Below are 23,126 nucleotides of genomic sequence, written 5' to 3'. Positions count from 1 at the left end.
TCGGGATGTCGGAGGCGGGCGGCATACTGAGGGAATGACGGATGCCTCGCTGACGATGAAGGAGCGCACGCGGCTGGCACGGCTCCGCCTCACCGCGCAGCTTGTGGCGGCACGCCCGTCTGCCGCGATCTCCCGGCCCGCAGACGTCGTCAGACGGATGCTCGCGATGCAGGCCCAGGACTTTCCCGCGTCGGTCTGGGCCGTCGCACTCCGGCTGCCGGGCGGCACAGCTGCGCATGTCCTGCAGGCCCTCACCGACGGCAGTATCGTGCGTTCCTGGCCCATGCGCGGCACCCTGCACCTGACCGCTCCCGAGGATCTCGGCTGGATCCAGTCGCTCACGACCGAGCGCCTCCTGCGCTCGGCGAGCACCACCCATGCGGCGGCCGGGCTCGGCCCGCGCGAGTTCGCGGTGGCTCGTGACGCCGTTCTCGGCGCGCTCACGGGCAACCGGATGCTCACAAGGCCAGAGATGTACGAGCTGTTCCGTTCTGTCGGCATCGCGCCGGAGGAGCAGCGTGGCTACCACCTGCTCTGGCATCTCGCCCAGACCGGCGTCATCTGCCTCGGCCCGCCCCTGCAGGGCGCAGGCAATCAGGCCCAGAGGCAGAGCTTCGTGCTCGCATCCGAATGGATCCGTGCTCCCCGGCTGCTGGAGCGAGAAGAGGCCCTCGCCGAGCTCGCCCGCAGATATTTCACCGGGCACGGCCCTGCCACGGTTCGCGACCTGGCCTGGTGGGCCGGGCTCACCCTTGCGGATGCGAGGCTCGGCGTCGAGCAGGTGGGCGGCGAATTGGCGACGCTCACGATCGGTGGCAGCGACTACCTGCTCTCCCCGGAGCTGCTGGATGCGGGACCGGCCGCCGCCGCATCCGGGGTCTTCGCTCTTGCCGGCTTCGACGAATTCGTGCTCGGCTATCAGGATCGTTCGGCGCAGCTCGCCGCCGAGCATGTGCAGCGCATCGTTCCGGGCAAGAACGGGATGTTCCTGTCCACGATCGTCACAGGTGGGCTCATCGCCGGCACCTGGCGACGCACCATCGCACGCTCGGGCGTGGCCGTCACCGCCGAACCCTTCGGCAGCCTCTCCGCCACAGTCTCTGCGCGGTTCGATCGAGAGGCCCGTCGCTACGCGAGGCATCTGGGCCTCCCCCTCATCGCGGCCGCGGCTCCCGAACCAGCCTGAGGGTCGTGCGAGCGACACACCGTCGACACCACTGACCCGGATGCTTGACCCGCCCCTCCGACGCTGGTAACTTCAGCTTGCCGATGATGCGGGCGCACCCGAACTGCCGCACGTATCCGACGGATGCAGCATCCGACCGCTCCCCCGAACCGGTCGTCGACTTACCCGAGAGTCCAACCCGATATGAGCTCAGCCGTTCCTGCGATGCTGGCGTGGCAGGTGAACCCCGAAGCGTTCACCCTTGTCGTCACACTCGCCACAGCCGTTGTCGTGCTCGCCGTCATCGCCGTCGATCTGCGTCGCCTTCGTGTCGCATCCGGTCTCACCGTGGCGCACGGCGTGGTCGGAGCGTCATTCGCGCTCGTCGTGCTGCTGCTCACACTCATGATGGCGAGCTCGCTCGTGAGCATCGCCGCCAACGCCGATGAGTCGGAGCGCGGGCAGGTCGCCGAAGCGCCCGAGTTCCCCGCAGACCTGCAGCTGCCGACACTGCCACTCGAGTAGCTCGGCGCAGCTGACCCGAACGCGCGAACGGTACGGTGGGGGGGATGCGACGGTTCACGTTCTCCGGCGCCGTGAAGACGGTGGGCCACGTTCGATCGTCGTCCCGAGGGCCGCTGCTCCAGGTTGTGAAGACCTCGATTGCTGCGGTGCTCTCGTGGTTGGTATGCAATGTTCTCCTCGACCAACCGCTTCCGATCTTCGCCGCCATCGCTGCCCTGCTGGTCGTGCAGCCGAGCGTGAACCAGTCGCTGGCCAAGGGTTTGGAGCGCAGCCTCGGGGTCATCCTCGGCGTCGTTCTCGCCTATGGGGCCGGGCTCCTGTTCGGCTCCTCCAGCTGGATCGTGCTGGCGATCATCGTCGTCGCGCTGCTGCTCGCCTGGGCTCTCCAACTGACCCCGGGCTCGGCGAACCAGATACCGATCAGCGCCATGCTGGTTCTGGCGATCGGCGGCGGCCACAATCCGCAGTACTCCCTCGAACGAATCATCGAGACCATCATCGGCGTCATCGTCGCCCTCATCGTGAACTTCGCGATCGTGCCACCGGTGCTCCTCGGGCCGGCGACGACGGCCGTGCAGCGCCTCGCATCGCGCGTCGCCGCAACCCTCGACGGGCTCGCCGATGCGCTCACGACACCGACGAGCGGCACCCAGCTGAGCTCGATGCTCGCCCACGCCCGCACGCTGCGTCCGCTGCAGTTCTCTGCCGCAGAGTCCGTCACACGGGCCGAGGAGAGCCTGCTTCTGAATCCGCGCGGCGGGCGGCACCGGCAACGCCTCGCCCGAGACCGCGAACTGCTTGCGCGACTCACCGTGCTCGTGACGCGCGTACTGGGCATGACGAGGGCCCTGCACGACCACTACGACGAGCACCTCCCCGAGGAACCCATGGCGCGCTCGATCGCCACCGAGCTGACCAGGGCGGCCCACGACCTGCGCCTTCTCGCGGGCCCCCCCATCGACAAGCTCGACGCCGCGGGGAAGGTCGCCACCATCACGTCGGAACTGCCCGCGCTGACCGCACCGCTCGTCATCGCGGTGCCGCATCCGCAGCACTGGGTACTCATCGGATCCCTCATGGAGGACCTGCGTCGCGTGCGCGAGGAGATCATCGGCGGCACGACGGCCGACTGAGATCAGTCGCGGGGTCGCTCAGACCTGCTCGAGGTGCCAGTTGAGGGTGGCGAAGTCTTCGAGACCCAGGCCAAGGTCATGGGCGTGGTGGGCGACCTCGGCCCTGAGCTCCTCAACGACCGCGCCCTCTCGCACGAGAACACTGAGCCCGCTCGGCACGAGCGGCGTACGCCGGTAGCGGATCACGATGGCGTCGCCCCCATGGCAGCTTCCGGTGGCCTGCCAACGCCCCGCGACGACCCGCAGAATGCCGCTGCCATGCCAGACGAACTCGCCGGCGATCTCGCGGGACTTGCCTGTCACCGTCGACGGCTTGCCATCTGCCTGCACGAATTCGACGCTCTCGTTGAAGACGAGAGGCGCCGTCTGTGCGATCGAATATCTCAGGATGGGGTCACGGCGGCGACCGTCGAGCCACATCTTCATGTTCGTGGCCTTGACGACCCAGCTCCCCGGCAACACTTCGGCGAGGTGATGCGCCGACAGAGGTGTGTGCATGGCTAAACGCTATCGCCTCGAAGAGCGCATACCGTGGAGGCATGCAGGCCATTACCGTTCCAGAGTCCGGCGGGCCCGACGCCCTCACCCTCACGGAGGTGCCGGACCGCGTTGCGGGGCCCGGCGAACTGCTGCTCACGGTGGCGGCAGCCGGAGTCAACCGTGCCGACATCAACCAGAGGGAAGGCCACTATCCCTCACCGCCCGGCGCGCCGCCATGGCCCGGGCTCGAGGTCTCAGGCACCATTGCGGCGGTCGGCGCCGGCGTCGAAGGCTGGAGCGTGGGCGACACGGCATGCGCGCTGCTGCCGGCCGGCGGGTATGCCACTGCGGTGACGGTGCGGGCGAGCCACGCGCTGCCCATTCCGGCCGGGGTCGATCTGATCGACGCCGCCGCGCTGCCCGAGACCATGGCCACGGTCTGGTCGAACCTTGTGATGCTGGCCGGCCTGCGGGCTGGCGAGACCCTCCTCGTTCACGGCGGCTCGAGCGGAATCGGCACCACCGCCATCCAGGTCGCCAAGGCCCTCGGCGCGACCGTCGCCGTGACCGCCGGTTCGCCAGAGAAGTTGGAGGCCTGCCGCACGCTCGGTGCGGACATCCTGATCGACTATCGCACTCAGGACTACGTCGAACGGATGCTCGCCGAGACCGACGGACGCGGCGCCGATGTCGTGCTCGACCCCGTCGGTGGGGCCTACCTCGCGCGCAACATCGACGCCCTCGCACCGCACGGGCGCATCGTGCTCATCGCCAACCTCAGCGGCGAGGATGGCTCGGTGAGCGTGCGCAGGCTCATGGGCAAGTGGGGCACCATCCACGGTACGACGCTGCGGGCCCGCACCGACGAGGAGAAGGACGAGATCATCCGCGAGCTGCGCGCGCACGCCTGGCCGCTCGTGGAGTCCGGGGCGATCAGACCCGTCATCGACAGCCGTCACGCCTTCTCCGACGCGGCACGCGCTCACGGGCGCATGGAGTCATCTCTGCACGTGGGCAAGATCCTGCTGCTCCCCTGACGCCGACCGTCACTCGGCGGGCGAGGCCACAGTCTGCTGCGCGGTGGCATGGGGAGGATTGCGGATGCCCACAGCCGACACCAGACCGCCCGCGATCAGCAGCGTAGCCGTCACGATCAGCCCCCTGTGCAGGCCATCGAGGTCGAGGCTCTCGCCCACGATGATGCCGAGCAGGGCGATCGCGACGAGGCCCGCCACCCGGGAGATCGCGTTGTTCACCGCCGAGCCGATGCCCGACTGGCGCGGGTCGATGTCGCCCAAGATCGCGGAGGTCAGCGGCGCCACCGTTGTGCTCAGGCCGAGGCCGAAGAGCAGGATGCCCGGCAGCAGCTGCGTCCAGTAGTCCACCGGCAGCGTCGTCGTCAGCATGAGAAGGAACCCGACGCCAGCGATGATCGGCCCGGCCGCCATGAACAGCCGCGGCCCGAATCGGCCGGAGAGCCCGCCGAAGAAGCTCGACGTCGCGATCATGATGATGGTGACGGGCAGCATCGACAGGCCGGCGAGCACGGCGCTGAAGTCGGCCTGCTGCTGGAGGAACACGACGATGATGAACCCCGACAGCGAGAGCGCCCCGTAGACGAGCACGGTCGCCACATTGCCCACCGAGAAGTTGCGGATGCGGAAGATACTGAACGGCATCATCGGCACGCGTGCCCGCCGCTGCCGCACCAGGAACAGGCCGAAAGCGATCACTCCCCCGATGAAAGGGCCCCAGATCGCCGGATGCGCCCAGCCCAGATTTCCCTGCTCGATGAGGGCGAAGACCGGCCCGCCGAGGCCGATGATCGCCAGCACTGCGCCCGGGTAGTCGACCGAGGCATCCGGATCTCTCCTGTCTCGCTGTGTCAGGCGAGACATGAGCACGAGCGTCACCGTGATCGGCAGGATGTTGATGAGGAACACCCAGCGCCACGACAGGCCGTCGACGAGGAGGCCGCCGATGAGCGGCCCCACGATCATCGCGGCGCTCGTGAAGGCCGTCCAGCGACCGATCGCGCGGCCCTGCGCCGGGCCGCGGAAGTTCGACATGATGAGCGCGAGCGAGCTGGGCACCAGGAGAGCGCCCGCTATGCCCTGCAGGCCCCGGGAGATCACGAGGAACTCCGGCGTCGGCGCGAGCGCGATCATGACCGAGGTCACGCCGAACCCCACGAGGCCGACCCTCATCACGACCAGCCGACCGTAGACATCCGACAGCGATCCGGCCACAAGGATGAGGGCGCCGAGCGTGATCAGGTAGGCGTCGACCGTCCACTGCTGCACAGCGAGCCCACCGCCGAGCTCCTCGGTGATCGCTGGAAGCGCCACGTTGACGACCGTGCCGTCGAGGAACGCGACGAAGGATGCGAGGATCGCGATCGACAGCACGAGGCGCAGTTCTCTCGTACCCGCCTGTGCCGCACCCGTATCGATGCCCATGCCACCCTCGACTCCCCGCGGGCACGGCCCGCTGTGCCGATGTTACTCCGACGACAGCCGATCACGAGCTGACCGCTCAGAGCCGCGAGATCAGAGTCGCGAGACGCCCGTGATCCGCACGACGGCGACGCCCGAGTCGTCGGATTCGGCGAGGTTGACGACGGCGTCCATGCCCCAGTCGTGATAGCCCTGCGGGTCCGCGAAGACCTGTCGCACACGCCATTCGTCTGCGTGTCGCTCGATCGACAGCATCGCCGCACTGCGCGCATCCGGCCCCGTCAGCAGCTCGTCGTGCTCCGCCCAGTAGCCGTCCATGGCCTCAGCCCAGCGCTCGGCTGTGAACCCCGACCCCGCATCCAGCTCGCCGAGGTCGTCGTAGCGTTCCAGCGCGGCCAGCTGAACCCTGCGGAACAGCTCGTTGCGCACAAGAACCATGAACGCGCGCTCGTTCGACGTGACCCCGCGGGGTGCCGGCGGCAGGGCGGGCGCGTCATGGTGCGCATCCGGATCCGGGTGACTCAGCTCCTCCCACTCGTCGAGCAGACTCGAATCGACCTGCCGCACCAGCTCGCCCAGCCACTCGATGAGGTCGCGCAGCTCGTCTGTCTTCAGCTCGTCGGGGATCGTCTGCCGGGCCGCGCGGAACGCATCCGAGAGATAACGCAACACGAGACCCTCACTGCGGGCCAGCTTGTAGAAGCCGATGTAGTCGTTGAACGTCATCGCCCGCTCGTACAGGTCACGCACCACCGACTTCGGCTTCAACTCGAAGTCGCCCACCCACGGCTGCGATGCGCGATACGTCGTGAACGCCGCCTCGAGAAGCTCCTCGAGCGGCTTCGGGTAGCTGATCGTCTCCAGCAGTTCCATGCGCTGCTCGTACTCGATGCCCTCAGCCTTCATCGCGGCGACCGCCTCACCGCGCGCCATCGACTCCTGGGCGGAGAGGACGGGGCGGGGATTCTCGAGGGTCGCCTCGAGGATGGAGACGATGTCGAGGGCGAAGCCCGGCGGATGCTCCCCCGGCGTTCCGTCCGGAGCCATCGGCGGGCTGATCAGATCGAACACGGCGAGAGCGAACGGCGACAGCGGCTGGTTGAGCGCGAAGTTCGGCTGCAGATCGACGGTGAGGCGGATGCCCTCCGGCCCGTCCTCTACGACGCCGGCAGTGCGCAGCGTGCGATAGATCGCGAGGGCCTGGCGCAGCAGCGCGAGCTGCGAAGGCCGCGACTCGTGGTTGTCCTCGAGCAGCGACCGCACGGCCGAGAACGGGTCTCCCCCTCGCGCGATGACGTTGAGCAGCATCGCGTGACTCACGGCCATGTGCGAGGTGAGGCGCTCCGGCTCGGCCGTGATGAGCCGGTTGAAGCTCGGCTCGCCCCACGAGACGAAACCCTCGGGCGCCTTCTTGCGCACAAGCTTCTTGAGCTTCTTCGGGTCGTCGCCCGCCTTGGCGACCGCCTTCGCGTTCTCCGACTCGTGCTCCGGCGCCTGCACGACGACCGTGCCGGAGGTGTCGAACCCCGCACGGCCGGCCCGCCCCGCGATCTGGTGGAACTCTCGCGCTGTCAGCTGACGCATCCGAGTGCCGTCGAACTTGGTCAGGCCGGTCAGCAGCACCGTTCGGATCGGCACATTGATGCCGACGCCGAGCGTGTCGGTGCCGCAGATGACACGCAGGAGCCCCTGCTGGGCGAGCTGCTCCACGAGGCGGCGATACTTGGGCAGCATGCCGGCGTGGTGCACGCCGATGCCCGAACGCACGAGGCGCGACAGCGTCTGACCGAAGCGGGTCGTGAACCTGAAATCGCCGATCGCGTCGGCGATCGCATCCCGCTGCTCCCGCGTGGCGACGCGGATGCTCGTGAGCGCCTGCGCCCGCTCGAGCGCGGCCAGCTGTGAGAAGTGCACGATGTAGACGGGCGCGCGCTGAGTCTCGAGCAACTGCTCGACCGTCTCATGCACGGGCGTCGTCACATATTCGAAGTGCAGGGGAACCGGCCGGTCGACACCCGTCACGGTCGCCGTCTCGCGGCCCGTGCGCCGGCTCAGGTCGAGGGCCAGCCAGTCGACGTCGCCGAGCGTCGCCGACATGAGGATGAACTGGGTGTTCGGCAGGGCCAGCAGCGGCACCTGCCACGCCCAGCCTCGCTCGGGGTCGGCATAGAAATGGAACTCGTCCATGACCACCTGGCCGACGTCGGCATCCGCCCCCTCGCGCAGCGCGATGTTGGCGATGATCTCGGCGGTGCAGCAGACGATGGGCGCGTCGGCGTTGACGCTCGAATCGCCCGTGACCATGCCCACATTGGATGCCCCGAAGATGTCGACGAGGGCGAAGAACTTCTCCGACACGAGCGCCTTGATGGGGGCGGTGTAGTAACTGCGACGCCCCTCGGCCATCGCCGCGAAATGAGCGCCGATGGCGACGAGCGACTTGCCACTGCCGGTCGGCGTGCTGAGGATGACGTTGGCGCCCGTGACGAGCTCCATGACCGCCTCCTCCTGGGCGGGATAGAGCGGCAGTCCGCGACCGCTCGCCCACTGCTCGAACAGTGCGAACGCCGCATCCGGGCTCGTCGCCTGCGGCAGCAGTTCAGGCAGGGTCGGCGAGGTCACGCCTAACCCTTTCACATTCGTGGCCCGGCGACCGTGCCGGGTAGAATCGGCCCAATGACCGCCGCACCCGAATCATCCGCCGACTTCGACGAGACGGCACCCGCCGACGCTCCCCGTGTGAACAGCGAAGGCTTCTCGACGATCGACCCCGACGACCTCGCAACCACCCTCCGCGTGCTCTCATCGATGGACGACATCGACGAGGAGCACCCCGACTTCGTGACCGTTCGCCAGGCGACCGCGCGGATGTTCAAGGCCGTCAAGCGCAATCGTCGCCTTGAGAAGCGCGCCGTGATCGCCGACGCCGACAGGGCGGTCGTGGCCGCGACGGCTACCGGCGCAGCCGACCGCATCGACGACGAGACGCGCGGAATCCCGCTGGAGCCGGGCACCGAGGCCCCCGTCGCCGGCCACCTCATCAAGTCGCGCGCCTGCTACATCTGCAAGCAGCACTACACACAGGTGGATGCCTTCTACCACCAGCTCTGCCCCGACTGTGCGGCGTTCAGCCACAGCAAGAGGGATGCCCGCACCGATCTGAGCGGCAAGCGTGCGCTGCTGACGGGCGGCCGCGCCAAGATCGGCATGTACATCGCGCTGCGACTGCTGCGCGACGGAGCCCACACCACCATCACCACGCGGTTCCCGCGCGACGCCGTGCGCCGCTTCTCGTCGCTCGAGGATTCGGGCGACTGGCTGCACCGCCTACGCGTGGTCGGCATCGACCTGCGCGACCCCGCCCAGGTGATCGGACTCGCCGACTCCGTCGCGGCGGCCGGCCCGCTCGACATCCTCATCAACAATGCCGCCCAGACGGTGCGACGCTCCCCGGGGGCGTACAGCGCGCTCGTCGACGCCGAGCTCGCCCCGCTGCCGGACGGCCCGCTGCCCGAACTGGTGACCTTCGGGCACACCAACGACGCGCATCCGCTCTCGATCGCCGCATCGGTCGGCGCGCATCCGCTGCTCGCCCGCACGGCCCTCGACGCCGACAAGCAGACCGTGGCAGAGAACCTCGCCGCCGAGGCCATGATGGCCGGCTCATCCTCGCTCGAACGGCTCGCCGCCGGAACCGCGATCGACGCCGGCGGGCTCATCCCCGACGAAGACCATGTGAACAGCTGGACCCAGCACGTGCAGCAGGTCGAACCGCTCGAGATGCTCGAGGTGCAGCTCGCCAACGCGACGGCGCCGTTCCTGCTGATCAGCCGCCTGCGCGCGGCGATGGCGGCATCCCCCGCCCACCGCAAGTACGTCGTCAATGTCTCAGCCATGGAGGGCCAGTTCTCGCGCCGCTACAAGGGGCCGGGGCATCCGCACACCAACATGGCGAAGGCGGCCCTCAACATGCTCACCCGCACGAGCGCCGGCGAGATGCTCGAGACTGACGGAATCCTGATGACCGCCGTCGACACCGGATGGATCACCGATGAGCGCCCGCACCACACGAAGGTGCGGCTGGCCGAGGAGGGCTTCCACGCGCCCCTCGACCTCGTCGACGGCGCCGCCCGCGTCTACGACCCGATCGTGCAGGGCGAAGCGGGCGTCGACCTCTTCGGCGTCTTCCTCAAGGACTACAAGCCCGCCGCCTGGTGAGCATGACCGAACGGACGAGAGAGGCACAGTCATGGGTGACGAGCACGGAGAGAATACGACGCACGGCCTGACGGTCGTCGCAACGGGCCTGCAGGATCTGGCGGATGCGCATCCGTTCATCGAAGGGCGGGTCGCGCCGCAGCGCATCCTCGACGCCGATCGTGCGCGCGTCATGCATCTCGCCTTCGACGCAGGCCAGGAGCTCAAGGAGCACAAGGCCCCCGTTCCGATCCTCATTCAGGTGTTGGAGGGCCGCTTCACATTCACGGTCGGCGACTCGGCGAACGTGCTCACACCGGGCGCGCTGCTGCATCTCACGGCGGGCCTGCCCCACGCAGTGCTGGCCCACGAACCTTCTCGGCTGACGATCACGATGCTCCGAGGCGACGACTGAGCCAGTCGGTTCACACCCCCGAGGGGCCTGCCAGCCAGGCGAGCGCGGCGACGACCGCCGTGCCCGCACGCAGCGTCGGCTCGATGACGGGGGCGAACTGCGGCGAATGGTTCGCCGGGATCGTGGTCGAGACGGTCCCTGCGGCCTCCGCGGCGGCGTAGACCTCCGGGTCGGTGCCGCCGATGCCCCAGTACACGTAGGGCACGCCGAACGCCCGCGGAATCTCGCTGAAATCCTCGCTCGCCGACTGGCGGTCGATGGTGAACGCATCGCCGCCGAAGTGAGCCCGGAACGCGGCATCCACCCTCGCCGTCGCATCCGCATCGTTGTCGGTGAGGGGAAAGTGGTCGTAGATCTCGAACTCGGGCTCCTGCGGCGAGCCCGAGGCGGCGCACTCGCCGCGCACGACCCGCTCGATGGCCGCCAGCAGCGTCGCCCTGGTCTGCTCGCTGTAGCTGCGGATGTTCAGTTCGAGCACCGCGTGGTCGGAGATGATGTTGCTCTTCGAGCCGCCCGCGATCCTACCCACTGTCAGCACCGCGAACTCGTCGGGCGCGATCTCGCGGGCCACGACCGCCTGCAACCGCACGACGATCATCGCCGCAAGAACGACCGGGTCGACGGAGAGCTGCGGCATCGAGCCGTGGCTGCCGCGCCCGTAGACGGTGACGCGCATGCTGTCGGCACCCGACAGGAACGGGCCGGGGCGCACGCCGACCCGGCCGGAGGGGAAGGCGAGCACGTGCTGAGCCAGCGCCACATCGGGCTTCGGCACGAGCTTCGTCACTCCCCCGTCGACCATTGCGGTCGCCCCCGTCGCGACCTCCTCCGCCGGCTGGAACAGCGCGACGAAGGTGCCCTGCCACGCATCCATGGCGCCGGCGAACAGTTTCGCCGCACCCAGCAGGCAGGCGACGTGGATGTCATGACCACAGGCATGCATCACGGCCGTCCCCGCGCCGGAGTCGTCGGTGGTCGTCTCGGTGCTCGCATAGTCGAGGCCGGTCTTCTCCGCCATCGGCAGCGCATCCATGTCGGCCCGCATCAGCACGGTCGGCCCGTCACCGTTGCGCAGCACGCCCACGACCCCCGTCGTGCCGATCTTCTCGTGCACCTCGAAACCGAATCCGCGCAGGGCCTCGGCGGCGACGGATGCCGTTCTCACCTCGTGATGGCCAAGCTCCGGATGCCTGTGAAGATCCTTGTAGAGGCCCTCCTGCCAGGCCTGCATCGCGGCCTGGCCTGAGAGCACGCTCGTCGCAGCGGCCCCGAGGTCGCCGCTGTCATTCGCTTCGATCGTCGCCGCCATTTGCTTCTTCCTTCGTCTGCCCGGGTCGTGCTCCCGGTCTGCGGGCCCCGCTCCACCACCGGCTCAACCAGCCCGTCATCACACCCGCATTCGGATGCGGGAGTCGTACCTCTGTGGGAAGTATCCACCCGAAGCGGCGAGCCAGCAAGGAGAGCGCGGCGCCGCTCAGGATCGCCACGACGGAGCCGATCACCGGCAGGCCGAGACTGCTGAGCACCACCATCTCGATGCTCGCCACAAACGCGCTCGTCGCGTACAGGGTGTTGCCGCCGAACACGGTCGGCACCTTCATGAGGAACACGTCGCGCACCATGCCCCCGCCGATCGCGGTGACCATGCCCAGGATGATCGCGGGCAGCCACCCGAGTCCGGCGACGAGCGCCTTCTGCGTGCCCGCCGCCGCCCAGCATCCGACGGCCAACGCGTCGAGGAGGATGAGCATCCGCTGCGATGTCCTGCTCGTGAAGGAGATGAAGAACGCGACGACCGCACCGAGGATCGCCATGTACAGGTAGAGCGGGTCGGTGAACGCGACGGGGGTTCCGCGCTGCAGAAGGGTGTCGCGGATGATGCCGCCACCGAGCCCGGACAGTATGGCGAGGATGATGAATCCGACGATGTCGAGGCGTGCAGCCCGCGCGGCGATACCGCCCAACACGGCGTTGCCGAGCACTCCGGCCAGATCGACGACGTTGATCCAGTCGCTCAGAACCACCTCGGTCGAGTCCATGCGACCCTCCGCGGCCACAGTAGCAATCGACGCCGTGGCAACGGCATCTCTCCCGCTATCGTCGCGTGTCTGATCCCACCGCAGGAGCCCTACGCGAGCGGATCGCGCAGTCGGGAGAGGAACTCGCGGGTCTCCTCCTCGCGCGGCGCGTCGAAGATCTGCTGAGGCGTGCCCGACTCGATGATCTTGCCGCCCTTGAGAAAGACGACCCTGTCGGCGACGCGACGCGCGAACGACATCTCGTGCGTCGCCATGAGAATCGTGCTGCCGCCCGCCTTGAGCTCGTGCACGAGGTCGAGCACCTCCCCGACCAGCTGTGGGTCGAGCGCGCTCGTGATCTCATCGAGCAGCAGCAGCTCGGGGTCGGTCGCGATGGCGCGGGCGATGGCGACGCGCTGCTGCTGTCCGCCCGAGAGTCGATCGGGATACTCGCGGGCCTTGTCGGCGAGGCCGATGCGCTCGAGCAGTTCGAGCCCCCGCTTCTCTGCTGCGGCGCGCTTCACCCCGAATACCTGTCGGCTCGCGAGCGTCACGTTGTTCAGAACGTTCATGTGCGGGAACAGGTTGTAGTGCTGAAAGACGACACCGATGCGACCCCGGATGCTGTCGGCATCGATGCGCGGATCGGTTATGTCGGTCTCGCCGAGGTGGATCTGGCCGTCGTCGACCCCCTCGAGCAGGTTGATCGTCTTGAGCAGCGTCGACTTGCCCGAGCCGCTGGCGCCGATGAGCGCGACGACCTCGTGGCGGGCCACCTCGATGTCGATGCCGCGAAGCACGGGGGTGTCGCCGAACCATTTGTGCACGCCGTCGATGCGCAGCACCGACCCGGCGGAAGCCTGTTCGCTCACACCGCACCCCCGATCTGCTCGCGGCGTTGCGCCCGGGCCGTGTACCAGTCGGTGAGCCTGATCATCGGCCACGAGAGCATGACGAAGAGGATGCCCGCGAGCACATAGGGCGTGAAGTTGTAGCTGTGCGCGACCTCGATCTGGGCGGCCCGGATCGCGTCTACGGCGCCGAGCACCGAGATGAGCCCCACGTCTTTCTGCATCGAGACGAAGTCGTTCATGAGTGCCGGGGTCACCTTGCGCACGGCCTGGGGCATCACGACGAGCCTCAGCGTCTTGGCATAGTTGAGCCCGAGCGAGCGAGAGGCGAGGCGCTGCGACGGATGCACGGCCTCGATGCCGGCCCTGAGCACCTCGGCGACGTACGCCGAGTAGGTGAGGATGAGCGCGATCGTTCCCCAGACCTGGGCCGGGAGGCGGCCGAAGATGTCGAGGCCGGGCAGGCCGAAGCCCACCAGGTAGAGCACGAGCAGCAGCGGGATGCCGCGAAAGAAGTCGGTGTAGACGGCCGAGGCGTAGCGCAGCGGCGTGAACACGGGGCCGCGCAGCGTGCGGGCGATGGCGAGCAGGCTGCCGAAGATGGCCACGCCGATCGCGGAGAAGAACAGCACCTGGATGTTGAGCCAGAGGCCCTTGACCACTGCGGGGAACGCCGCGACACCGACATCGACGTTGAAGAACGACTTCTGCACGCCCGCCCAGCCGGGGCTGTTGACGAGCCCGACTGCGAGGAGGCCCGCGAAGACGATGGTGCTGATGATGCTGATGGCGAGCGACTTGGCGCCCTGCCGCTTGCGAAAGGCGCGTCGATCAAGCTCGACGGTGCTGGGCTCGTGGGTTCCTGCGGTGTTCGACGTGGTCAACGAATAACTCGGATCTGCTGATGCGCGGTGTGGGTGCGGCGCTGTGCCGCCCCACACCGCGCGGCGGCTACTTGAGGACCGGGGCGCCGGCGTTGTCGGCGATCCAGGTCGCGGCGAGCTCGTCGAGCGTGCCGTCGGCGCGAAGCGTGTCGACGGCCTTCGTCACGGCAGCGGTGAGCGGTGAGTCCTTCTCCAGGAGCAGCGCGAACTCGTCGCCGCCCTCGTCGCTGTCGAGCTGGCCGACGAGCACGCCGTCATCGAGCTGGCCGTAGGCGTTGTAGAACGCGGTGGGCAGGTCGGTGACGAGCACATCGATCTGGCCCGCGATGAGGGCCTGCACGGTGTCTTCGTTGTTGTTGAAGATCGCGACCTCGACGGAGGGGTCGATGAGCTCCTTCACGACGCCGATCGTGGTGGTGCCGGCGGCGACACCGATCTTCACGTTCTTCAGGTCGGCGATGCTCGTGGCGTCGGCTCCCGCGTTGCCGGCGATCGACACGACGGCCTGGCTGGTCACGTAGTACGGCGACGAGAAGTCGACGACCTCGGCCCGCTCGGGGCTGGTCGAGAACTGCTGCAGGTTGAAGTCGAAGTCCTTGGGACCCGGAGCGATCACGCTGTCGAACGTGGTGCGCACCCACACGACATCGGCGGCGTCGAAGCCGAGCTCCTCTGCGACCGCGTACGCGACGGCGGCCTCGAAGCCCTCGCCCGAGGCGGGGTCGTCGTTCTCGACCCACGGCGAATAGGCCGGCTCGCCCGTTGCGATGGTGAGCTTGCCGTCGACAAGGGTCTCGAGACCGGTCTGCGATCCCGTGCCGGGCGCCTCGCTGTCGGTCGTGCCGGCGCACGCCGTGAGGGCTAGCAGGGCTGCCGTGGCGACGGCGATTCCGGCGGTGCGCAGGCGGGTGGTGCGAAGCATGTGTCTCCTTGGTGGCTGGGTATCCCCGCCGTGAACACGCCGAAGCGTGCACGCTGTGCGCGGGTGATCGTTCATGAGCTTCCACCGTGGTGAACACGGCGGAGCCTGCTCAATTTTACCCGCGTCCGCCGCGACGCGGCGCCAATGTTACCCAGGGTTAACGGTATTCGCTTCGAGCTGCCAGTCGGCGAAGTCGAAACCCGGTGTGACAAGGCAGCTCACGAGCACCCCGTGATCGTCGAGACGACGACCTTCAGGGCGAGCGGATGCGTCGGCCTCCGCAGGAACGGACTGCTGCCAGACACCGGCGGGCACGAGCATCTGCTGCACCGCCCCCGGGGTTCCGGGGGCGTCGAGGCGCACGACCGTCTCGGTGCGGGGCTGCTCACCCGTGCCACCGAGATGCACATCCAGCGGTGCAGGCCCGTGCCACAGCCACACCTCATCGCTCGACACCCTGTGCCATGCGGCATGCTCGTGCTGCTGCAGATAGAAGTGGATCAGCGTCGCCGCAGGCCGCCGGCCATTCGATGTGTCGAGCCCGTGGGAGGCCGTGTAGACGCGTCTGAACCAGCCACCCTCGGGATGCGGCGCAAGGTCGAGTTCGCGCGCCCGCGCGGGGCGGGCATCCGGGGTCTGCTCGTCGGTCATGATGCGGCCCTTTCGTGACGCAGCTCGCCGGCGATGATGGTTCGCGCGCATGTTCCTGCGCCCGCCTCCACGAGATGGGCGAGCGTGTCATCGGGGGTCGTCACCGGCACATCGAAGAACGCGAGATCGGCGAGGGCCCCGACGGCGAGCTGGCCGACGCGCTTCTTGCCCATGCTGATTCCGAGGGCGGTCGCCCCGCCGAGGGTCGCAGCCGAGAAGAGTCTGGCGTGCAGGTCGCGGGCCGCATAGCCCTGGCCGACCGCGATGCGGTGGAGGGCGCTCACATCGTCGAGCAGATCGAGCGAGGGTGAGGAGGCGAGCGAGTCGGTGCCCACAGAGATGAGATTGCCCTCCATGAGATAGGCGGCGACGGGCGGCTCGTCGAGCCCGATGATCGCATTCGATCGCGGGCAGAGAGCAACGCTGGTGCTGCGCGCCCGCAGCAGGGCGCGGTCGAGGGCGCTGACATACACGCCGTGCGCGATATGGCAGTCGGGGCCGAGCACGCCGAGGTGATCGACGAACTGGGTCGAGGAGACGCCGACGCCCTGCGAGCGGAGTGCCCGAAAACTCGCGGCATCGGCCTCCCGCCAGAGCTCGCCGCCGTCGTCATGCTCGCGCTCCATGTGCGCCTCAGCGAGGTGGATGTGCAGCCGCATCCCGCGCTCACGCACGATGTCAGGAACCTCGAGAAGGGGTTGCACCTCGAGCGAATACGGGGCATGCGGCGAGACGCCCACGCCCGGTGATGTGGGCATCCGTTCAAGCTGCTCGACGACCGCCTCGCGGGCACCGGCACGCCAGCTCTCGTTGCTCATGCCGTACACCTCCCAGTAGGCGATGCCGTGCATGCGCGCGTCGTGCAGCGCGCTGATCGCGGCGATGTCGGTGACGACGTCGGCCGCACTGGTCACGCCGTGGGAGATCGAATCGCGGGCACCGCGCGCCGAAGCAGACGCCCAGTCGTGCCCCTGCTCGCGCTCGTAGACGATGTCGAAGGCGTCGCCCCAGTCGTCGAATCCGGCGTAGGTGCGCTGGGCCACCTCGCCCATGTCGGTGTACTGCAGGTGGGTGTGAGCGTTGACGAGCCCGGGGGTGATGACGCCAGGCCAGTGCTGCTCGCTGTAGGGTCGGCCGGCCTCGGCCAGCTGGCCGAGCACCCAGCGTCGATCTCCGACGTGCAGGATGCGACGACCGCGCACCGCCACGGCACCATCGACGATGCGGGGGCCGGTGACCGGCATGACGAGCCCGGCAGAGTAGACCCGGATCTGCGTCTCCGGGTCGTTCTCGAGTTGGTTCGCAGCGGGCTTCGGCGGGTTCTCGATCACTGATCCATCTTCGCACCGCTCGCAGGTGGCTCTGCACCGGAGGGGACGGGCGGATGCTCGCCGCTCTCGCCGACACCCGTGCGGCGATAACGGTGCTCGCGCCAGCCGCCGCCGTTCCCCGCACCCTTGACCGCGTTCCAGGCCTCGGTCGCAACCCCGCGCGCGCTGAGGGCCGCCTGTGCGACCGCACGCTCCCCTTCCGCGCGAAGCTCATACACGCCTGTCGCGAGCACGCTTCGGCCACTGGAGTCGACGGAATCGAGCAGCATGCGCAGGGCCAGTATCTGGGTGGCGAACGAGAGATCCATGATCTCGATGGGGTTGCCCTCCCCCGCGGTGTAGTTCACGCCGTCGCCGCCGGCGAGCAGCACGAGTTCGCCGCCGTCTGGCCGGTGCAGCCGCTCGACGTACGGCAGCACCGGGGTTCGACGGAAGCCACGCGCCAACGCCAGGTCCACGTCGATCTCGTTCTCGACTCCCCCGGCGACGGCGAACACGCATCCGTCTGCGGCCTCGGTCAGCGCGTCGACAGTGATCGTGTGCGCATGCCCTGTTGCGCTGACGACCACATCGGCCGAGACGATCGCCTGTGCGAGGGTGTCGACCTCGTATCCGTCATACAACGCGCCGAGGGCACGCACCGGGTCGCGCTCGACAACAGTGACGGATGCGCCCATGGCTGCCGCATGCCGCGCCACGCCGACGCCCACAGGGCCGTATCCGACGACGACCCAGCGCCCGCCCCGCACGGCACCACCACGAACGTCGGCGGCGTCGAGCAGGTCGGCAATCGCGAGCACGCATGACTGCCCCGTGCCGTGCACGTTGTCGAAGAGGGTCTTGGTGCGGGCATCGTTGACCGCGATGACGGGCAGGCGCAGCGCGCCCTCCGCCGCCATCTCTCGCAGCGGCCGAACGCCGCTGGTGGTCTCCTCTGCCGCCCCGAGCAGGGTGTCCAACGCCGCCGGATGCTCGGTGTGGGCAAGGCGCACGAGGTGGGCGCCGTCGTCGATGAGCAGCTGCGGCGCCCAGTCGAGGATCTCGGCGGCGTGCCGGGCGTCGCCATCGGCACCGGCATCCGCCGCCGCGAACACCGTGATGCCCAGTGTCTCGAGCGCCGCAGCGACCTCGCCGTCGGTCTCACCGGCGTTGGCGAAGACGGCGACCTCACCACCAGCCTGGGCGAGGGCCAGGGCAAGTACGGCGGTCTTGGGCTCGAGCACGAGGCTCACGCCGATACGGCGGCCGCGCAGCAGGCCCGTGGCGGCGAGGTCATCCGCAAGCCGAATCGTCGTGCGCATGAAGCGGCGGGCCCAATCGATGCGGGCAACTCCCCGGGCGACTGCAGATGTTTCGGGTGCCGTACTCGGGGAGGGTGCGCCATCCACTGATCGGGTCGACGGCGACACGGGCCCGGTGCGTGGCAGCTCGCTCGGCTGGACCCGCACAAGGAACCGCGAAAAACCCGCGCCGTACACCAGCTGAACACCGGGGCGCACTTCCTTCTTGTGGACCTCAGCCTGCTCGTCGGCCACGGCCCCCAGTTGTTCGAGCAGCGCCGTGACACCCGCATCGACGATGATCGCGCCATCGGCGAGCCAGTCAGCGCTCAGAATCTCGCGGAGATCTGGAAGCTGCTGGGCAGCATCCGGCCGTTCCCCTTCGATCGGGTCGCACACGAAGAGCATTTCGATGAGGGGCAGGCCCGCCTGGCGTTGACCGATGCGACCGTTCTCGTCAACGGAGACCTCGTGCACACGCGCGCCGAACCCCCTCAGCATCTCGCTGAGTCGGCGACTCGCCGCGCCCGTGCCGAGAACGCAGATCGGGGTTCCCGCATAGATGAGGTTCGTGGCCGCGGCGACCGCGCGCGCAACCCTCTCGGCGGCCAACGACTCGCCGCCTAAGTCAGTCATCGTCCCATCGTATTGCGCTCCGCTGGGGTCCACCGCGTGCCGTCATCCTCAACGCCGCCGAGGACCACGGCCCAAAAACGAGAAAACCGCCGAACCCTGGGGATTCGACGGCTTTCTGTGCCCCTTACAGGACGGCCCTGAAACAGGACTCTGGTGGATCCAAGGGGATTCGAACCCCTGACCCCCTGCATGCCATGCAGGTGCGCTACCGGGCTGCGCCATGGACCCTCGGTGTGCCGCCTCTCGCGAAGCAACTTGTCTAGATTACTACATCCGGGCCGCCGCCGAGAACATCTGCGGCGCGTCGCCCCGATCATCCGCCGCTCAACCGGGCCCTCAATGAGGCCATGCCCCGGATGCCCGAGCGCAGTTCCTGCAGAAAGTGCTGCACCAGAAACGGCTGGGTGAGCGCCCCCAGGTCGTTCGCGCTCTCGCTCACGCCCACCGTCTCCACTGCGAGCCCGTAGTCGGCGCCGAACACCTCCACGGCCCCCGCCGCCTGGTACGGCACGTAGATCGGGGTGGTGATGACCAGCACCGAGCGGCACTCTGGCCTGCGCCGGTGCTCCGCCCAGAAGCGGTACGTGTCGACGGTGTTGGCCCGGCGCAGTTCCGGCTCGGACGAGGGCGCAGCCAGCACGCTCAGACGTGGTGCACCAGCCCGAGCCGGCCACGAATGCTCAACCCATGACGCCGTGTCGCCCGGTTCACCCTCTCCCTCGACAGCCGGGGGTTCCTGCAGCCCGAAGGCGAGGCGCATGCCCGCCTCCATTCCGTGGAACTCGTCGCTGCCGACCACCCCGAGCTTCGGGGCCACATCAAGTTCGTCGCCAGCGAAGGGCCGAAATCCGCCGAGGTACACCGCAGAGTCGAAACTCACTCCGGCATCCAACAGTTCGCGCAGGAAGCGCGGCTTCACGATGCCCGCCCGCACCATCCCACCCGTCATCACGACGGCGTCGTAGTGCCGACGGCTCGGCCATGACGGCGCCAGGCCCAGTCCGGGCGCGGCCTCGAGGACGGCAGCGCGCTGCGCATCCGTGAACTCGGCGCTCACCGCAAGATTGCGCTCGCGTCCGCGCCGGAAGTCCCAGTGGGCGGCAGAGAACTCGCCCAGGTAGTCGAGCGTTCGCACGGATGCCACGGCCGAGGTGTCGCCGCCGAACGCTCCGACGATGCGCGCCATCTGCGGCGAACCCGCCCAACGATCGATCAGCGCAATGGTGGCCGCAGCATCCGTCGACTCCCCCGTCCACCGGGGCAGTTCGAGCGGGCGATCAGGCACCACTCCGCCTGGGCCGTGTCAGTCGGCCGTTTCGACGGTTTCGGCCGTCTCGTCGGCAGCACTCGGCAGCTCGATCGGAATCGCCGGGCAGTCCTTCCACAGGCGCTCGAGCGAGTAGTAGACGCGCTCCTCCTCGTGGAACACGTGAACGACAACGTCACCGAAGTCGAGCAGCACCCAGCGGCCCTCGGCCCGCCCCTCGCGTCGCACCGGCTTCGCGCCGGCCTCGATCATCTTGTCCTCGATCTCGCTGGCGATGGCGATCACGTTGCGCTCATTGCGCCCGGATGCCAGCAGGAAGATGTCCGCGAACGGCAACGGACCCGAGACATCCAGCGCGACGAGGTCGGTGGCCTGCTTCGAATCGGCCGCAGCAGCGGCAACGGTCAGTAATTCGAGGGCACGCGCGGTCGCAGTCACAGAATCCAATCAGGGAAGTTCGGGGTGGAGAAGAATCGTCGCATCACAGGGCTTAGAACGTGTCGAACATGAATCCGACGATGACGAGCACGGTGACGCTGACCATCATCGCACCGGCAGAGATGGCGAGCACCATCGGCAGCCTGCTGCCGCCCGACTTCTGCGTGGAGGCGATGATGTCGCGCGGGGAGGTGTGGGTGCTGACGGCGCGGATCGCGCGCACGGGGGCGGAGTCGCCCTCAGCGTCATCGCGGTCGGTCGCCTCGATCATGGCGTCCAGATCGGAATGGTCGTAGCGGGACGGATGCGCCCCCGTCGTGCCGAGGCTCGCCGGAAGGTTGATGGAGCCCGTGATGAGCACCTCGCCCGTCGTGCTGAACGGCGCCGAGAGATCAGAGCCCTGCGGGATCGACGGCAGCACGAGCGCGCTGCTGGTGATCGGGCCGGTCGTGACGCTCAGGTCGCGGCCGGGCGTCGAATCGGCGAGCTGGCTGCTGTCGTCGAGCTGCTCCTGGGTCGTCCAATGCCCCGACGGGGCGGCAAGCATCTCGGGCGCGTGATCGACGCCACGCTCCGAATCGGCGACAGACCCCGGCACGAAGAGCCCGGATGCCTGCGGCGGCACGGACTGCGACTCCGGCAGAGCCGTGGCGGGCACGACCGGCGCTGGCATGTCCGCGAGCGGAGCCGACGGAGCAGGCATTCCTGCGAACGGGGATCCGGGAGCCGGAAGATCGGCAAGAGAAAGCCCGGGGGTCGACAGCTGGTCGATGGTCGGTGAACCCACCGTGGACCAGTCGATCGGACCGCCGAAGGGAGCAGACGGCTCGATCAGAGGAAGAACCGGCTCGGGCTGCAGCGTCGGGGCAGGCAGCTGAACAGCAGCGGGGGGCTCCGTCGGCGCAGGAAGATCGACCGGGGCAGAGAACGGCGCAGGAAGATCGACCGGAGCAGAGAACGGCGCCGAAGCATCGAACGGGGCAGGAAGATCGATCGGGGTCGAATCGGGAGCAGGAGCAGACGAATCGAACGGGACCGGCGCATCGAACGGAACCGGCACCTCGAACGGCACGGGAGCCGCGAACTGCGCAGGTGCTTCGAACTGCGCAGGTGCTTCGAACTGCGCAGGCGTTTCGAACTGCGCAGGCGTTTCGAACTGCACCGGAGCCTCGAAGGCGACCGGCTGCTCGGCACCCGCCTGCTGTTCGGCTGCGAGCTCAAGCGCGCGACGCTCACGACGCGTCAGTAGACGGTCAGTGGCGGCGGGAGCCGAGGGGGCGAAAGCAGTCTCGATGGGCGCAGGCTGCTCTGCCTGCGGCTCGGGAGCGGAAGACCGGGCGTCGGGCGCGGCGGGAGCAAGCGGAGCCGAGGCGTCAAATGTCGAAGGAAGGAAGGAAGGCCCTGCGTCAGCGCCACCGGGGGCGACGAAAGCGGACGGCGCTGCCGTCGTCTGTTCCGGTGTCGGCAGCGCATCCGTCATGGAGAAGCTCTGGCCGCGCCCCTCAGTTCCGACATCGCGCTGGCGGAACGCGCGAGGGCGCCACGCCTGATCGTCGGCCTCGGGCTGCTGCTGCGCCTCGGCTGCGCGCTGCGCGCGGCGGCCCAGAGGTGCGGACCCGCCTGACGGGGCCGGCGTGACCGGGCTGACCGAGGCATCCGTCGCCTGGCTCGTGTCGAAGCGGCGCTCGCTCTCGGGCGTGCCCGCGGGGTCGGTGGTCTCGATCGTGTCGCCGGGGAACGCCTCGAAGGGGGTCTCCTCCGTCTGCAGCGGGGCGAGTCCGAATGGCGCGTCGGCGCTCGCGCCACGCTCATTCATCCTGACCTGCCGCCGCGTCTGCGGTGGCTGGTCCTGCCACGCTGTCATATGAGACTCCGATACAAATGGTGCTTGGCGATGTACTGCACAACTCCGTCGGGAACCAAATACCAGACGGGAAACCCCCGGCCAACCCGGCTACGACAGTCCGTTGAGGAGATAGCCAGAGCAGGCACTTCCAACAAGCTTACGTCCTGCTCAGGCAATCCGGAAATAGTCAAGGGATGCCCGGGTCTTGATACAGCAACGAAATGTGCCAGGTCGAAGAGCTCGTCGACGTCCTTCCACTCAAGGATCTGGGCGATCGCATCCGCCCCCGTGATGAAGAACAGATCAGCATCGGGCCGCGCATCGCGCATGTCACGCAGCGTGTCGATCGTGTACGTCGGCCGGTCACGGTCGATGTCGATGCGGCTCACCGTGAAGCGCGGATTGGATGCCGTGGCCACGACCGTCATCAGGTAGCGGTGCTCACTGAGCGAGGCATCCGGCTTCTGGTATGGCTGCCCGGTGGGCACGAACACGACCTCATCGAGCCCGAAATGCTGGGCGACCTCGCTGGCGGCCACAAGGTGACCGTTGTGGACCGGGTCGAAGGTTCCGCCCATGATCCCGACGCGCGGCCTGCGCGCATCCGGATCCACTGCTGTCATCGTCAGCC

At 68.4% G+C, this 23,126-nt stretch carries 21 protein-coding genes and 1 tRNA gene; 6 read left to right on the top strand and 16 right to left on the bottom strand.

All coding sequences use genetic code 11. The features are described from left to right. Positions 1-34 precede the first annotated feature (34 nt). From FB562_RS04335 to FB562_RS04325, 3 genes are all read left to right on the top strand, one after another. Positions 35-1,186 carry a winged helix DNA-binding domain-containing protein gene (locus FB562_RS04335; RefSeq protein ID WP_141880023.1) on the top strand — a complete coding sequence of 384 codons (1,152 nt, stop codon included), beginning with the start codon at positions 35-37 and terminating at the stop codon, positions 1,184-1,186. 183 nt (positions 1,187-1,369) lie between these two features. Continuing rightward, positions 1,370-1,690, top strand: coding sequence for a hypothetical protein (locus FB562_RS04330; RefSeq protein WP_141880022.1), 321 nt, complete (start codon positions 1,370-1,372; stop codon positions 1,688-1,690). Positions 1,691-1,734: 44 nt separating this feature from the next. Continuing rightward, complete coding sequence (locus tag FB562_RS04325; protein WP_141880021.1) at positions 1,735-2,823, top strand: FUSC family protein; 1,089 nt, start codon at positions 1,735-1,737, stop codon at positions 2,821-2,823. 18 nt (positions 2,824-2,841) lie between these two features. Here the strand turns inward: FB562_RS04325 and FB562_RS04320 are convergent, their stop codons facing one another. After that, positions 2,842-3,321: a hypothetical protein gene (locus tag FB562_RS04320; RefSeq protein WP_141880020.1), complete on the bottom strand. Its 480-nt coding sequence runs from the start codon at positions 3,319-3,321 to the stop codon at positions 2,842-2,844. Positions 3,322-3,362: 41 nt separating this feature from the next. On the opposite strand from FB562_RS04320, the gene FB562_RS04315 reads away from it, so the two are divergent. Next, the gene (locus FB562_RS04315; protein ID WP_141880019.1) at positions 3,363-4,340 is read left to right on the top strand and encodes an NAD(P)H-quinone oxidoreductase; all 978 of its coding nucleotides are present in this window, start codon (positions 3,363-3,365) and stop codon (positions 4,338-4,340) included. Between the two features lie 9 nt (positions 4,341-4,349). On the opposite strand, the gene FB562_RS04310 is transcribed toward FB562_RS04315, so the two are convergent. Next, positions 4,350-5,762: an MFS transporter gene (locus FB562_RS04310; protein WP_141880018.1), complete on the bottom strand. Its 1,413-nt coding sequence runs from the start codon at positions 5,760-5,762 to the stop codon at positions 4,350-4,352. A 90-nt stretch (positions 5,763-5,852) separates the two neighbouring features. Then, on the bottom strand, positions 5,853-8,381 hold the full coding sequence (locus FB562_RS04305) for a DEAD/DEAH box helicase (RefSeq protein ID WP_141880017.1): 2,529 nt from the start codon (positions 8,379-8,381) through the stop codon (positions 5,853-5,855). A 54-nt stretch (positions 8,382-8,435) separates the two neighbouring features. Between FB562_RS04305 and FB562_RS04300 the strand changes: the two genes are divergently transcribed. Further along, a complete protein-coding gene (locus tag FB562_RS04300) occupies positions 8,436-9,977 on the top strand; it encodes an SDR family NAD(P)-dependent oxidoreductase (protein WP_141880016.1) in 1,542 nt (513 codons plus the stop codon). A gap of 31 nt (positions 9,978-10,008) precedes the next feature. Then, a complete protein-coding gene (locus tag FB562_RS04295) occupies positions 10,009-10,371 on the top strand; it encodes a cupin domain-containing protein (protein WP_141880015.1) in 363 nt (120 codons plus the stop codon). Between the two features lie 10 nt (positions 10,372-10,381). On the opposite strand, the gene FB562_RS04290 is transcribed toward FB562_RS04295, so the two are convergent. The 13 genes from FB562_RS04290 to nadD all read right to left on the bottom strand — a co-directional run bounded on the left by FB562_RS04290 (position 10,382) and on the right by nadD (position 23,109). Next, complete coding sequence (locus FB562_RS04290; protein ID WP_141880014.1) at positions 10,382-11,680, bottom strand: amidohydrolase; 1,299 nt, start codon at positions 11,678-11,680, stop codon at positions 10,382-10,384. Further along, a complete protein-coding gene (locus tag FB562_RS04285; RefSeq protein ID WP_141880013.1) occupies positions 11,655-12,410 on the bottom strand; it encodes a trimeric intracellular cation channel family protein in 756 nt (251 codons plus the stop codon). The genes FB562_RS04290 and FB562_RS04285 overlap by 26 nt, the downstream gene beginning before the upstream one ends. An 89-nt stretch (positions 12,411-12,499) precedes the next feature. Beyond that, the gene (locus tag FB562_RS04280; RefSeq protein ID WP_141880012.1) at positions 12,500-13,261 is read right to left on the bottom strand and encodes an amino acid ABC transporter ATP-binding protein; all 762 of its coding nucleotides are present in this window, start codon (positions 13,259-13,261) and stop codon (positions 12,500-12,502) included. Then, complete coding sequence (locus FB562_RS04275) at positions 13,258-14,124, bottom strand: amino acid ABC transporter permease (protein ID WP_141880011.1); 867 nt, start codon at positions 14,122-14,124, stop codon at positions 13,258-13,260. Before FB562_RS04275 ends, FB562_RS04280 begins: the two co-directional genes overlap by 4 nt. Positions 14,125-14,191: 67 nt before the next feature. Then, complete coding sequence (locus tag FB562_RS04270) at positions 14,192-15,046, bottom strand: ABC transporter substrate-binding protein (RefSeq protein ID WP_141880010.1); 855 nt, start codon at positions 15,044-15,046, stop codon at positions 14,192-14,194. A gap of 147 nt (positions 15,047-15,193) precedes the next feature. Further along, positions 15,194-15,697, bottom strand: a complete 504-nt coding sequence (locus FB562_RS04265) for a cupin domain-containing protein (protein ID WP_141880009.1) — start codon at positions 15,695-15,697, stop codon at positions 15,194-15,196. Next, positions 15,694-17,028 carry an amidohydrolase family protein gene (locus FB562_RS04260; RefSeq protein ID WP_342777278.1) on the bottom strand — a complete coding sequence of 445 codons (1,335 nt, stop codon included), beginning with the start codon at positions 17,026-17,028 and terminating at the stop codon, positions 15,694-15,696. Before FB562_RS04260 ends, FB562_RS04265 begins: the two co-directional genes overlap by 4 nt. Then, the gene (locus FB562_RS04255; protein ID WP_246081336.1) at positions 17,025-18,944 is read right to left on the bottom strand and encodes an adenosylhomocysteinase; all 1,920 of its coding nucleotides are present in this window, start codon (positions 18,942-18,944) and stop codon (positions 17,025-17,027) included. The genes FB562_RS04260 and FB562_RS04255 overlap by 4 nt, the downstream gene beginning before the upstream one ends. A 151-nt stretch (positions 18,945-19,095) precedes the next feature. Next, positions 19,096-19,172 (bottom strand) — tRNA-Ala (locus FB562_RS04250). A gap of 85 nt (positions 19,173-19,257) precedes the next feature. Continuing rightward, positions 19,258-20,229, bottom strand: a complete 972-nt coding sequence (locus FB562_RS04245) for a hypothetical protein (protein ID WP_141880008.1) — start codon at positions 20,227-20,229, stop codon at positions 19,258-19,260. Positions 20,230-20,247: 18 nt separating this feature from the next. Next, entirely contained in the window at positions 20,248-20,649 is a 402-nt protein-coding gene (gene rsfS / locus FB562_RS04240; RefSeq protein WP_141881074.1) for a ribosome silencing factor, read from the bottom strand. Between the two features lie 52 nt (positions 20,650-20,701). Beyond that, complete coding sequence (locus FB562_RS04235; protein WP_141880007.1) at positions 20,702-22,513, bottom strand: hypothetical protein; 1,812 nt, start codon at positions 22,511-22,513, stop codon at positions 20,702-20,704. Next, the gene (gene nadD, locus FB562_RS04230) at positions 22,510-23,109 is read right to left on the bottom strand and encodes a nicotinate-nucleotide adenylyltransferase (RefSeq protein ID WP_425459815.1); all 600 of its coding nucleotides are present in this window, start codon (positions 23,107-23,109) and stop codon (positions 22,510-22,512) included. Before nadD ends, FB562_RS04235 begins: the two co-directional genes overlap by 4 nt. Positions 23,110-23,126 lie beyond the last annotated feature (17 nt).

Origin of the sequence: Homoserinimonas aerilata, from assembly GCF_006716125.1 — a bacterium.
Taxonomy (GTDB): domain Bacteria; phylum Actinomycetota; class Actinomycetes; order Actinomycetales; family Microbacteriaceae; genus Homoserinimonas; species Homoserinimonas aerilata.
The sequence above is the reverse complement of the archived record's forward strand: the minus strand, read 5'-3'. Positions and strand labels throughout refer to the sequence as shown.

Bases quoted from the DNA above. Each gene is read 5' to 3' on its own strand.
- FB562_RS04335 (WP_141880023.1), top strand. From the start codon at position 35: ATGACGGATGCCTCGCTGACGATGAAGGAGCGCACGCGGCTGGCACGG.
- FB562_RS04330 (WP_141880022.1), top strand. From the start codon at position 1,370: ATGAGCTCAGCCGTTCCTGCGATGCTGGCGTGGCAGGTGAACCCCGAA.
- FB562_RS04325 (WP_141880021.1), top strand. From the start codon at position 1,735: ATGCGACGGTTCACGTTCTCCGGCGCCGTGAAGACGGTGGGCCACGTT.
- FB562_RS04320 (WP_141880020.1), bottom strand. From the start codon at position 3,321: ATGCACACACCTCTGTCGGCGCATCACCTCGCCGAAGTGTTGCCGGGG.
- FB562_RS04315 (WP_141880019.1), top strand. From the start codon at position 3,363: ATGCAGGCCATTACCGTTCCAGAGTCCGGCGGGCCCGACGCCCTCACC.
- FB562_RS04310 (WP_141880018.1), bottom strand. From the start codon at position 5,762: ATGGGCATCGATACGGGTGCGGCACAGGCGGGTACGAGAGAACTGCGC.
- FB562_RS04300 (WP_141880016.1), top strand. From the start codon at position 8,436: ATGACCGCCGCACCCGAATCATCCGCCGACTTCGACGAGACGGCACCC.
- FB562_RS04295 (WP_141880015.1), top strand. From the start codon at position 10,009: ATGGGTGACGAGCACGGAGAGAATACGACGCACGGCCTGACGGTCGTC.
- FB562_RS04290 (WP_141880014.1), bottom strand. From the start codon at position 11,680: ATGGCGGCGACGATCGAAGCGAATGACAGCGGCGACCTCGGGGCCGCT.
- FB562_RS04285 (WP_141880013.1), bottom strand. From the start codon at position 12,410: ATGGACTCGACCGAGGTGGTTCTGAGCGACTGGATCAACGTCGTCGAT.
- FB562_RS04270 (WP_141880010.1), bottom strand. From the start codon at position 15,046: ATGCTTCGCACCACCCGCCTGCGCACCGCCGGAATCGCCGTCGCCACG.
- FB562_RS04265 (WP_141880009.1), bottom strand. From the start codon at position 15,697: ATGACCGACGAGCAGACCCCGGATGCCCGCCCCGCGCGGGCGCGCGAA.
- FB562_RS04255 (WP_246081336.1), bottom strand. From the start codon at position 18,944: ATGACTGACTTAGGCGGCGAGTCGTTGGCCGCCGAGAGGGTTGCGCGC.
- FB562_RS04235 (WP_141880007.1), bottom strand. From the start codon at position 22,513: ATGACAGCGTGGCAGGACCAGCCACCGCAGACGCGGCGGCAGGTCAGG.